The 12,199-nt window shown below is 41.9% G+C and carries 7 protein-coding genes; 5 read left to right on the top strand and 2 right to left on the bottom strand.

What is annotated here, in order from left to right; genetic code table 11:
• Nucleotides 1-213 precede the first annotated feature (213 nt).
• Nucleotides 214-1,092: a Cof-type HAD-IIB family hydrolase gene (locus QT974_RS21385; RefSeq protein ID WP_333470429.1), complete on the bottom strand. Its 879-nt coding sequence runs from the start codon at nucleotides 1,090-1,092 to the stop codon at nucleotides 214-216.
• Between the two features lie 478 nt (nucleotides 1,093-1,570).
• Between QT974_RS21385 and QT974_RS21380 the strand changes: the two genes are divergently transcribed.
• The 3 genes from QT974_RS21380 to QT974_RS21370 all read left to right on the top strand — a co-directional run bounded on the left by QT974_RS21380 (nucleotide 1,571) and on the right by QT974_RS21370 (nucleotide 9,812).
• Nucleotides 1,571-7,084 carry a trifunctional serine/threonine-protein kinase/ATP-binding protein/sensor histidine kinase gene (locus QT974_RS21380; protein ID WP_333470428.1) on the top strand — a complete coding sequence of 1,838 codons (5,514 nt, stop codon included), beginning with the start codon at nucleotides 1,571-1,573 and terminating at the stop codon, nucleotides 7,082-7,084.
• Between the two features lie 47 nt (nucleotides 7,085-7,131).
• The gene (locus QT974_RS21375) at nucleotides 7,132-8,544 is read left to right on the top strand and encodes an adenylate/guanylate cyclase domain-containing protein (protein WP_333470427.1); all 1,413 of its coding nucleotides are present in this window, start codon (nucleotides 7,132-7,134) and stop codon (nucleotides 8,542-8,544) included.
• A gap of 134 nt (nucleotides 8,545-8,678) precedes the next feature.
• Nucleotides 8,679-9,812 (top strand): acyltransferase family protein, encoded by a 1,134-nt coding sequence (locus QT974_RS21370; RefSeq protein ID WP_333470426.1) that lies wholly within the window; start codon nucleotides 8,679-8,681, stop codon nucleotides 9,810-9,812.
• 391 nt (nucleotides 9,813-10,203) lie between these two features.
• Here the strand turns inward: QT974_RS21370 and QT974_RS21365 are convergent, their stop codons facing one another.
• Nucleotides 10,204-10,737 (bottom strand): HEAT repeat domain-containing protein, encoded by a 534-nt coding sequence (locus QT974_RS21365; RefSeq protein ID WP_333470425.1) that lies wholly within the window; start codon nucleotides 10,735-10,737, stop codon nucleotides 10,204-10,206.
• A 410-nt stretch (nucleotides 10,738-11,147) separates the two neighbouring features.
• Between QT974_RS21365 and QT974_RS21360 the strand changes: the two genes are divergently transcribed.
• Entirely contained in the window at nucleotides 11,148-11,276 is a 129-nt protein-coding gene (locus QT974_RS21360) for a hypothetical protein (RefSeq protein WP_333470424.1), read from the top strand.
• 36 nt (nucleotides 11,277-11,312) lie between these two features.
• Complete coding sequence (gene clpP / locus QT974_RS21355; protein ID WP_333470430.1) at nucleotides 11,313-11,945, top strand: ATP-dependent Clp endopeptidase proteolytic subunit ClpP; 633 nt, start codon at nucleotides 11,313-11,315, stop codon at nucleotides 11,943-11,945.
• The last annotated feature ends 254 nt before the right edge of the window (nucleotides 11,946-12,199 follow it).

Here is a 12,199-nt window from a genome sequence, read left to right as displayed (position 1 = left end):
CGTGTGAGGAGCGAACCAGAAAAAGCACCGAGACGAAACACGGCCAGTCGTCGGTGCTTTTTCTGTGGAAAGGCATTTTTTAAAGTTATAGGTTCGATCGTTCGGAATGCGAGTCCTTAATAGAAATCAGAGGACTCGCATTCCCCACTACAAACCTGATGATAATTAGGTTTGTAGTGGGGAATGCGAGTCCTTAATAAGGTTGAGAAAATATCAGCCGCCCAACACAAATTGTTCGATCGCCGCCGCCACCCCATCTTCCTCGACATCTGGCGCCACCCAATTAGCACCAGCCTTCACCGCATCAGGAGCATTTCCCATCGCCACGCCCACACCCGCGTAGGAAATCATTTCGACATCGTTAAAATTGTCGCCGATCGCCATGACATTCGCCGCCTGCAAGCCCAAAAGTTCTTCTGCTAAATACTGCACCGCATCTCCCTTATTCGCCAAAGGATGCGTCGCTTCAAAAAAAGTCGCAACGGATCGAGTCAAATAAAGCTCCGCAGGCGTGTAGCGCTGCCGCATCTCGATCAGCAAGCCGTCGAGTACCTCCGGATTCTGGCACAAAGCCAAAACTTTCGTCGGTTCCCCCGGAATATCTCGCCGCAAATCTTTAATTACAATTGGTTCAATCCCCGATCGCTGGGCGTAAAGCCGGGTAGCTGCGGTAATTTCCGGTACGTAAAGCTTGTCGTCAATGTAGAAATGGATCGAAAGGAGCGATCGTAATTCCGGTGCTTCAAAATGATCTAACAGTTGCAAAGCCCTTGGTTTCGACAGCGGCAAGTGGCGCAGCCGCTTTTGAGTCACCGGATCTTGAATCCAGGCGCCCTGGTAGCAAATCAGCGGCAAAGTCGAGCCGATATGTGAGTGAAAACGCAAAGCAGACTGGTACATCCTGCCCGTAGCCACAGCCACTTTTACTCCCCGCGACTCGGCGGCCAAAATTGCCTGCTTGACAGGTTTTCGGATGTCATTTGACAAACCTGCGATCGTGCCGTCGATATCCAGTACCAGTAGTTTAATGTCTGCGGTGCAGGAAGCGCGATCGGCCGCAGTGGCTGGATTTGAGACAGTTGTATTCTGCATGATTGTTTTTTGATTTTAGCTGTTGATTTGCACGCACCAGTTTATTTTGGCACTGCTGGGATAGCAAAGTGTGACTTCTGATTTTTTGAAGATTAGAATATAGATCGGTGAGTTTACCCAAAAAACTATCGAGCATCACCCTGTAGAGGCGAGTTGATCTCAAATCTATAATAGCAGCCATTGTACTGCCGTAAAAACCGCCATCTACCCCAGTCTCAAATTTCTGGAGATACAAATTTAGATTTTAGATTTTACATTTTTAGATTTGAAATTTGAAATTTGCGGATTGAGGAATTGTTAATTAATTTGTCAATCCCTGAGACTTGGGATAACTATATAGAGACCGCAAACAATCACGAACAAAATCACAATAAAACCCAGTCATCTTTAAATATATGCACTAAATAATTTAAGTTTTAATTTATTCAATCTTAAAGCTTGGCTCGTATAACGTAAATTTAGTATTACCAAAAAACTCATGATTTCACTCCCAGGATACCGCATTGATGAAGAACTTTATAAAAACCATCACACAGTTATTTATCGAGGGATGCAGCTTGACGAACAAAAACCCGTTATCCTAAAAACTCTCACCCAGCCCTACCCAACCCCAGCACGAATAGCCCAACTCCTGCACGAATACGAAATTATTAAAAACTTGAATATTTCCGGAATAGTCAAGCTTTACCAATTAGAAAAATACAATCACGTTCCGGTTTTAGTTTTAGAAGATTTTGGCGGAATTTCTTTAAAGCAATTTATCGAAAACAACCAGCTAGAGTTACAACAATTTTTGCAAATTGGCATAAAATTAGCAGAAACTGTCGGAAAACTTCACGAACAACACATCATTCACAAAGATATTAAACCCAGCAATATTATTATCAATGTCGAGACGGGGGATGTCAAAATTGCTGATTTTGCGATCGCCTCCCTGCTACCGGGCGAAAACCCCGCCCTAGGTCATCCCACTTTGCTCGAAGGAACCCTCGCCTATATGTCTCCGGAACAAACCGGACGCATGAATCGGGCGATCGACTACCGCACAGATTTTTATTCTCTAGGCGTCACATTTTATGAAATACTCTGCGGCGAATTGCCTTTTAATGCCACCGATCCGATGGAATTAGTACACTGTCATATTGCCAAAACCCCAGTTTCTCCTTGTGAAATTAGAAAGCATAAAATAGAACGCATAACTGAGCCAACAGAAACCCCAGCTATTCCTAAAACTGTTGCAAATATCGTAATGAAACTCTTAGCAAAAACTGCCGAAGATAGATATCAAAGCGCTTTCGGACTTTTATATGACTTAGAAAAATGCCTGATTCAACTGCAAACAACAGGCGAAATTTCTCTGAAGGCGATCGGCGAGCAAGATCGATCGAGTCACCTGCAAATTTCCCAAAAGCTTTACGGGCGAGAAGCCGAAGTTCACCTGCTACTTACTTCCTTCGAGCGCATGAGGCGAGGAAATACAGAAATAGTGCTGATTTCCGGTTGTCCGGGTTTGGGTAAATCGTGGTTAGTTTATGAAATTAATAAACCAGTTTTGCGCGAAAATGGATATTTTATTGATTGCAAATTTGAAGAATTTAAACGCGATATTCCCTACGCTTCTTTGCTCCAAGGTTTTCAAGAATTATTGCACCAGATTCTCACAGAAACAGCCGCAAAACTTCAAGTTTGGAAACAAAAAATCTTGAATGCCACAGGAGGCAACTGCCAAGTAATTATTGAAGTTATTCCAGAAGTAGAACTGATTGTCGGGCCGCAGCCTCCAGTCCCTGATTTAGGAGGAAATGAATCTCAAAATCGCTTTAATTTAGTATTTCAAAAATTCCTTCGTGTCTTTGCTCAAAAAGCACACCCGCTAGTAATTTTTCTCGACGATTTGCAGTGGGTTGATTCCGCTTCGCTCAAGTTAATTCAATTGCTAGTAACTGACCTCACAACTCAATGTTTGTTAATAATTGGAGCCTATCGAAAACAGGAAGTAGATATAAATCATCCCCTAATCCTAACCGCCGAAGCAATTAAAAAAGCAGGCGGGAGTGTAAGTGAGATCGCCCTTTCGCCTTTAGATATTAACAGCGTCAATCAATTAGTAGCTGATACTCTCAACTGCGAGCCAGAACAATCATTAACTTTAGCAGAATTGCTTTTTCAAAAAACCGCAGGAAATCCATTTTTTTTGACTCAACTATTGAAAACTCTTTACTCACAAAAATTGCTACAGTTTAAATTTCAACCTTCCGAATGTCTTCTCGGTGGCTCAGAAGCTAAGATTTTTGACTTTACCCAAACAAATGCTGAACAAGTTATGGATAAATGCCAAATCACAGGCTATTGGTACTGGAATATCGAGCAAATACAAGAAATGCGAATCACTGACAATGTTGTAGAATTAATGATAGATAACATTCAGAAACTCTCACCTAATACGCAGGAAATGCTAAAGTTAGCAGCTTGCATAGGGAACAAATTTGATTTAGAAACTTTGTCTGTCGTTCGCGAAAAATCCTTGGCTTCCGCAGCAAATGACCTCTGGGAAGCACTTCAGTCTGGTCTGATTTTGCCCGTGAATAACGGTTACAAAATCCCCCTAGCACTAGCAGCAAGCACAGAATTAACAGACAATGTATCAAGAGATTTTACTAATGAATTGTCCCTACCAGTAGCCGATGCTGCGATCGCAAGTTACCAATTTTTGCACGAGCGAGTACAGCAAGCAGCTTATGCTTTAATTTCCCCCTATGACAAACAAAAAAATCATCTAAATATCGGCAGATTCCTGCTTGGAAACGCGCCTTCAGAAAAATTAGAAGACCGTGTTTTTGATATAGTAAATCAATTGAATGCCGCCAGACAAATTATCAGCAGCGATTTAGAAAAATTTAGATTATGCCAATTAAATTTAATTGCAGGTTGCAAAGCAAAAGCCACTGCTGGTTACGAACTCGCTGTTAAATATTTAACCGCAGGTATTGAATTACTTCCCGCCGAAAGTTGGCAAACTGACTACGATTTAACTCTTGCACTCTACGAGTCAGCAGCAGAAGCAGCTTACCTCAATACCGACTTTGAACAAATGGAAATCTGGGCAGAAAGTGTCCTGCAACACGCAAAAAATGAACTGGATAAAATCAAAATATTTGAAATAAAAATCATCGCTTGTGCCATGCAAACCCAACTGCAAAAAGCAGTAAAAATTGGTTTGGAAGCACTCAAAATGTTAGGAATAAACTTTCCACAATCGCCGATTCCCCTCCACACTCAGCAAGCACTGAGTAAAACATCAGCTTATTTAACAGGAAAAAAGATAGAAGATTTAATTAATTTGCCAGTGATGACGAATCCGCACAAGTTAGCAACTATGCGAATTTTATCCAGTATGTTTTCTGCAACGCTGATAGTCGAACCAATGCTGTTACCGCTAATTGTGTGCGAGCAAGTTCATTTATCAATAAATTACGGTAATTCAATATTTTCTGCTTTTGGATATGCTAATTACGGAGCAATTTTAAAAGGAATAGTTAGAGACATTGAATCGGGCGATCGTTTTGGTCAATTAGCTTTAAAATTGAGCGATCGCCTAAATGCTTTAGAATTTAAAAGCAAAACTCTTAATTTAGTAGGCTTCATTCTGATGCACGGCAAGCATCACGTTAAAGACACTTTACCGCTGTTAGAAGAAGCCTATCAAAGCGCCCTAGAAAATGGTGATTTAGAAAGTGTAGGATATGCGGCTGTAAATATTTGTCAGTCTTTATATTTTATCGGTCAAGAATTGTCACAACTGGAACTCAGAATGGCAAATTACAATCACTTGCTGTTTCAACTCAAGCAAGAAACTGTATTGACTTGGAATCAAATATATCGGGAAACTGTTTTGCAGTTGACGGGAAAGTTGCAGGATTCCGACCTTTTTCCAGGTGAAGCTTACAGCGAAGAAACTTTATTACCGCTGCTATTAAAAGCTAACGATCGCGTGGGACTCCAGCATTTTTATTTGCAAAAGCTAATATTAGCATATTTGTTTGGAGATATCGAGCAAGCGCTAGAAAATGCCGCGCAAGCCGAAGTTTATTTAGATGGAGTGGCGGGATTTATAAATGTTCCTGAATACCATTTTTATGATGCTCTCACCAGACTTTCAGCCTATCAAAACTCGACAAATGAGGAACAAGAAGAACATCTTTTTTATGCAGGAAGTAACCTTAAAAAAATGCAAAAAAAAGCTGTGTTTGCACCGATGAATTTGCAACACAAGTGTGACTTAGTTGCTGCCGAAACAGCTAGAGTTTTGGGTGACACAATGATAGCAATGGAATTTTACGATCGCGCAATTCAAGGTGCCCAAGAAAACGGATACATACAGGTACAAGCAATGGCGGCAGAATTGGCAGGAGCATTTTATCTATCAATAAGACGAGAAAAAATCGCTAAAACTTACTTAACAGAAGCGCGTTATTGCTATCAGTGTTGGGGAGCAAAAGCCAAAGTAGTGCATTTAGAATCAACATACTCGCAGTTGCTAAGTTCTGCCTCTATTGCAACTAATATAGAAACTCATAAATCGACCAGCAGCGCTTGCACTACAAGTGACAGTGCAGGCGTGCTAGACTTGACAACGGCAGTCAAAGCATCGCAAACCTTAGCAGGCGAAATAGTTCTCGACAAACTGCTGGCAAAAATGATGAAAATTGTGATCGAAAATGCTGGAGGTCAAAGAGGATTTTTCATACTCGAAAAAGATGGAAAATGGGTGATTGAAGCATCAGGTTCTGTAGATGACGATCGCATTAATGTCATGCAATCAATTCCTATAGATTTTATAGATGAGGAGCGAGAAGTAACTTTGTTAGCAGTTGCAGTAGTTAACTACGTCGCCCGCACTCAGGAAAGCATAGTTTTAAATGATGCCACTCGCCAAGGACAATTTACTCGCGCACCCTATATAATTGCCGTTGAACCTAAATCAATTCTTTGCACTCCCTTAATTCATCAAGGCAAACTCAGCGGCATTCTATATTTAGAAAATAATCTCACAGCAGGCGCTTTTACACCAGAGCGGTTGGAAATATTAAAACTGCTGTCTTCTCAAATTTCTATCTCGATTGAAAACGCTCAACTTTACACCAACTTACAGCAGTTCAGTCAGAATCTCGAAAGCTTAGTACAGCAGCGTACCTCCGAACTATCCCAAACTTTAGAAGATTTAAAATCGGCTCAAAATAAACTGGTAGAAGCGGAAAAAATGGCCGCCCTAGGAGGGTTGGTAGCTGGTGTGGCTCACGAAATCAATACTCCCATCGGGATCGGAATCACCGCCGCCTCCCTGCTGGCTGAAAAAGTCACCAATTTTTTTGACCTTTACAGTAAGGGTCAAATTAAACGATCTGAGTTAGAAAAGTTCCTGGATACGGCCATGCAAAGCAGTAGTATGATCTTATCGAACCTGACGCGGGCGGCCCAATTGATTCACAGCTTTAAAGAAGTTGCTGTAGATCAGTCGAGCGAATTAAAACGCACGTTTAATGTGAAACACTATTTAGAGGAGATTTTGACATCCTTAAGTGCCAAGCTAAGAAGAACTAAGCACAAAATACAAATTAGGTGCGATGAAAATATCGTACTGGACAGTTACCCAGGCGTGCTGTGTCAAATTGTGACAAATCTGGTGTTAAATTCTCTAATTCATGCTTACGATGCAGAAGACGAGGGAATTTTGACCTTTGATATCATGCTAGAGGGCGATCGGCTAATCTTTGAATATGCAGATAATGGTAAAGGAGTTACCCCACAAAATCTCAGTAAAATCTTTGAACCGTTTTTTACCACCAAAAGAGGTCAGGGCGGCACAGGATTGGGACTGCACATTATTTACAACCTGGTTACTCAAAAACTTAAAGGCACAATTAGCTGTGAAAGTCAAGTAGAAAAAGGGACAAGATTTTTGATTGAATTTCCCGCTAAAATTAGGAATTAGTTATTATACTGCCACTTTTAATATAATTATATTTAGGAGAGCGATAAATGTCAGAAGCTAGTAAAAATTTGTTCGCTGCGGGCGATGGGGAATTAATCGCGGCGGTAGATGATGAATTAATATTTGCCGCTGAAGATGAGGTTCAAGAAGAGGCAATAGAAGCCTATTGGAAAATTTTAATTGTAGATGATGAAATAGAAATTCATAATATTACAAAACTTGCTTTAAATGAATTTAAATTTGAAAATAAACCAATCGAATTTATTAGTGCTTATTCGGGCAAAGAAGCCAAAGAAATAATTCAATCTCATCCAGATATAGCATTGATTTTACTGGATGTAGTGATGGAAACAGAAGAGGCAGGCTTGGAAGTAGTAAAATACATTCGCGATATTTTAGACAATAAAGTAGTGCGGATTATTTTACGCACCGGACAACCCGGACAAGTGCCAGAAGATGTAGTAATAGTCAGCTACGATATTAACGATTACAAAACTAAAACAGAACTGACAAACAAAAAGTTATTTACCACCGTTGTCACAGCATTAAGAGCATTTCGCGCTTTGACTCAAATCGAAGCCAGCAAAAGCGAACTCGAAAAAATTGCCATAGCTTCCGCCCGATTTGTCCCGCGAGAATTTTTAAGGTTCTTGAAAATAGAAAGCATTGTTGATGCTAGACTCGGAGACTCTGTACAGGCAGAAATGACGATAATGTTTGCCGATATTCGCTCATTTACAAGTTTGTCAGAAAGTATGTCTCCCCGAGAAAATTTTGATTTTCTCAACTCTTACTTAAGCAGAGTGGGGCCTGTAATCCGGCAGTACAACGGTTTTATAGATAAATACATTGGTGACGGGATTATGGCTTTATTTCCCAACTGTGCAGAGGATGCCGTACAAGCAGCAATTGAAATGCAGCAGCAAGTTAAAATTTATAACAAACACAGGCAAAATAGTGGCTATCAACCTATTTCTATTGGGATTGGCTTGCACACGGGAACTTTAATGTTGGGTACGATTGGCGAAGCGGAACGGATGGAAAGTACCGTAATTTCAGATGCTGTGAATTTAGCGGCCCGGGTGGAAGGATTGACAAAGCTTTACGGAGTTGGTATTGTAGCTAGCGTTCAGACTTTGTGTCGGATTGATGACCCCCAAAATTATAAGTGCCGGTTTCTCGATCGCGTTCAGGTAAAAGGAAAACAAACACCAGTTGCTGTATTTGAAATTTACGACGGTGACTCGGATGTGATGATCGAACTAAAGGCACAAACGCAAACTTATTTTGAACAGGGGATTTTTTTTCACTACCAGCAGCAATTCGCGCAAGCAAGGCAAATGTTTTTGCGCGTCTTGCAAGTCAACAAGTATGATAAGGCAGCATCTTTTTATGCAGATCGCTGCGAAATGTTGATGAAGAATGCACTGATCATGAATTTGGAAGGAATTGAGATATAGGGCATGGAGCATGGGGAATTGGGAATTGGGAATTGGGCATGGGGCATCAGTTATTATCATGAACAGATCGCAAATAACCAATAACTAATAACCAATAACAAGTAACAAATAACCAATAACCAATAACTTAATTTATGCGCTTAAAATCCCTTGATGTTTTTCGCGGAATTGCGATCGCCTCGATGATTCTAGTCAACAACCCGGGTAGTTGGAAACAGGTGTATCCGCCGCTCGATCACGCAGAATGGCACGGCTGCACGCCGACAGACTTAGTTTTTCCGTTTTTTCTGTTCATTGTTGGCTGTGCGATGTCCTTTTCGCTATCAAAATATACTGATAATCCTCAAAAAATAGCAACAAATATCTACTGGCGAATTGCGCGCCGCGCGGCGATTTTATTTGTATTAGGATTGCTGCTAAATACATCGTCGATCGCCCTAGACGTACTTTTGAACGGCGCCCCGATCGCCAACTTCGGTAAAATCAGGATTATGGGAGTATTGCAGCGCATCGGGCTGGCGTATTTCATCAGTGCGATCGCGATTCTGAACCTTTCCCCCCGCCATCAAAAACTGCTCGCTGTGGCGGTGCTTTTAGGCTACTGGGGCGCATTATTCGTATTTGCTGTAGGGGGGTACACTGAATACGCACTGACGCCGGAGGGATATGTAGGTGGATATGTCGATCGGCTAATTCTGGGTAGCCAACACCTGTACAAAGGCGGCCCCTTCGATCCAGAAGGATTGTTGAGCACATTACCAGCCAGCGTGACAGTGCTGAGCGGCTACTTTACAGGAGAGTGGCTGCGCGTACAGCCTGTGAAAACCCGCACGAGTTTAAATTTAGTAATTAGTGGATTGTGTTGCTTAGTAATTGGTCATTTGTGGGGATTTTCCTTTCCGATTAACAAACAATTGTGGACGAGTTCCTATGTAGTTTTTACCGCAGGCTGGGCGTTGCTATTGCTAGCGGCTTGCTACGAAACAATAGAAGTGCGAAAGTGGAAATGGGGATGGCCGTTTGAAATCATGGGATTGAATGCAATTTTCTTGTTTGTCGCCTCCGGTATTGTCGCCAGACTTTTGTTAAAAACTCATATCGGCCTTGGTAAAACTGCTCCAACAACTTACACTTGGATTTATGAAAACTGGTTTGTGCCTTGGGCTGGGCCGTTGAATGGTTCTCTGGCTTTTGCGGTGACGGCGGTATTGTGTTGGTGGTTAATTTTGTATGGAATGTACCGTCGAGGTTGGCAGATTAAAATTTGAGAAGCAGGACTGAGGCACCGGGGGCAGAAACCGGGTTTTTTACGAGAAGACGCGTTACAGCCCACAAATTCGGTAAAAAACCCGGTTTCTTTAGTCGGAGTACGTCAGTCCTGAATACTGCCATACCTGATAATTCATCCGTTTAAGTTTCAGATTTGATATAAAAGATTCATAGGATGGAATTCCAGTGGGGATTTAGCGATGGAAACTAACAGAGCGTTCGAGCAAAGTGATACCTGGAGCGAAGAAGATTGTCTTGATGTCACAACCTTTTATTTGCAATACGCAGTTACTATCTTTGGCGTTGCTTCATCAGGGCATGAAAAAAATAAGTTTAAAATCCAGAAGCTTTGTGGATACTGGTTTCTATGACTGGCATATTTAGCCTTTCCTACCCTAAATCAGCAACGCCAGATTCTCTAAAATACTCTAATATCATATTTGCATCGTTACGAATTAGTTCTTCCGAAGATTGAGTTGCCTCTTTGATAATCATTATTGCTTCAGGAGTTTCGAGTTCTGCTAATGCCCAAAGAGACTTTCTTGGCACAATGAACCATATATCATATGACCAGCGGTAGGTCAATGCTTTAGATAATGCAGGGACTGCTCTTTCATCCCGCAATACCTCCAAAATTTCAATAGCTTGTTCGTGGAGACCATAATGGCTCTCATTATTGAGGAGTTGACAAAGTATAGGAGTGTAATCCTTTGATAGGTTATTCCAGGCTGCGCTCATTGCAAATGAAGCACCAGGATAATCAGGATTTGAAACATATTTTTCAAACTCTTGAATCACTTCACTGATTGAAGGGGGCGATGCCGCAAATTCTTTTTGCATTTCCTGCGAAATTCTAAATGATTTTTCGGCATTTGAAGCCTCTTTGAATAATTGCAGATATTTCTCAATCGTATCAGTCAGCATTACTTTAGCCTCTCAATCTTAATTATGTTTCGGTTGAAAAAGGCAACTTCATCAGGGCTTTTACCGAGAAGAATACTCACAACGCCACCTCTTTCAAGTTTCAATTGAGGGGTTGTCGAGCTTTTTCCAAAAGAAGGACGACCAGGAAATATTCCTGCGGCTGATGAGTGTGTTTCACCCATTTCAGTCAACCCATCGGGTGTACCATCATTTAGGCGTTGCTTAATCAGGGTCTAAAAAAAATAAGTTTAAAATCCAGAAGCTTTGTGGATAGTGGTTTCTATGACTGGCATATTTAGCCTTTCCTACTCTAAATCAGCAACGCCCACTTTCCTAGTGTCAGCCGCGAACAAGCGATTTCAGTTCTCGCCACGATCCGATCGCCGCACCACAACATTTAACCTTGATTGATGTCCGCTTCGTCAAGATCGATCGCCCTGACGATCGCCCGCCCGACACATTTTCCACAAATTAACAGCCCAACCCTGCCAAACTCAAGGATTTTGTCGATTTGTCGATCGCCCGCCACCGCACCCTAACTATAAATGAACCCAAATCGCTAAAATAAAAAAAAGATACGTAATAGGCAGGCCCGTTCAATGATCCCAACAGTTATAGAACAATCCGGTCGCGGCGAACGCGCCTTTGACATTTACTCGCGACTCCTGCGCGATCGCATCGTCTTCTTGGGCCAACAGGTTGACTCCGACTTAGCCAACCTGATCGTTGCTCAATTGCTATTTTTAGACGCTGAAGATCCAGAGAAAGACATTTACCTCTATATCAACTCCCCAGGGGGTTCGGTAACAGCAGGTATGGGCATTTTTGACACGATGAACCACATCCGCCCCGACATTTGCACTATTTGTCTGGGTTTGGCCGCCAGTATGGGCGCTTTTCTGTTGAGTGCCGGCGCTAAAGGCAAGCGGATGAGTTTGCCTCACTCCCGGATTATGATCCACCAACCTCTAGGCGGAGCTCAAGGACAAGCTACCGATATTGAAATTCAGGCGAAAGAGATTTTGTACCACAAACAGCGCCTGAATCAATTTTTGGCAGATCATACCGGTCAGCCGCTTTCCCGCATTGAAGAAGATACCGAACGCGATTTCTTTATGTCGGCTGAAGAAGCAAAGGATTATGGTTTAGTCGATCAAGTGATCGATCGCCGTCCTTCTGCTAGCCGCCCGATGGCTGCTGTGGCGTAAATTAAAAATTAAAAATCAACAATGGGGAAATCTTCTTCATTGTTGATTTTTGATTTTTACTATCCGCTTAATTCCTTTTCATCAAATAGGTTCGATCGTTGGGACTTTAGTCCTTAGACACCAGGACTGAATTCCGAACGATCGAACCTATTTTAGGCTTTTCGGTAATACCAATTTTCAACGAAATAACAGTATTCTTGTTCCCCCCCTTAACAAGGGGGGGCTAGGGGGGGTCGAAGAGTGTTGCACAACTT

This window comes from Microcoleus sp. BM001215392, from assembly GCF_036700185.1.
Lineage (GTDB): Bacteria > Cyanobacteriota > Cyanobacteriia > Cyanobacteriales > Microcoleaceae > Microcoleus.
Note: the sequence above shows the minus strand (reverse complement) of the source record. Positions and strands in the feature narration are given on the sequence as shown.

What these genes read in the sequence shown, in the direction of transcription:
- QT974_RS21370 (WP_333470426.1), top strand. Translation starts at nt 8,679, where the DNA reads ATGCGCTTAAAATCCCTTGATGTTTTTCGCGGAATTGCGATCGCCTCG.
- QT974_RS21375 (WP_333470427.1), top strand. Translation starts at nt 7,132, where the DNA reads ATGTCAGAAGCTAGTAAAAATTTGTTCGCTGCGGGCGATGGGGAATTA.
- QT974_RS21380 (WP_333470428.1), top strand. Translation starts at nt 1,571, where the DNA reads ATGATTTCACTCCCAGGATACCGCATTGATGAAGAACTTTATAAAAAC.
- QT974_RS21360 (WP_333470424.1), top strand. Translation starts at nt 11,148, where the DNA reads ATGTCCGCTTCGTCAAGATCGATCGCCCTGACGATCGCCCGCCCGACA.
- QT974_RS21365 (WP_333470425.1), bottom strand. Translation starts at nt 10,737, where the DNA reads ATGCTGACTGATACGATTGAGAAATATCTGCAATTATTCAAAGAGGCT.
- QT974_RS21385 (WP_333470429.1), bottom strand. Translation starts at nt 1,092, where the DNA reads ATGCAGAATACAACTGTCTCAAATCCAGCCACTGCGGCCGATCGCGCT.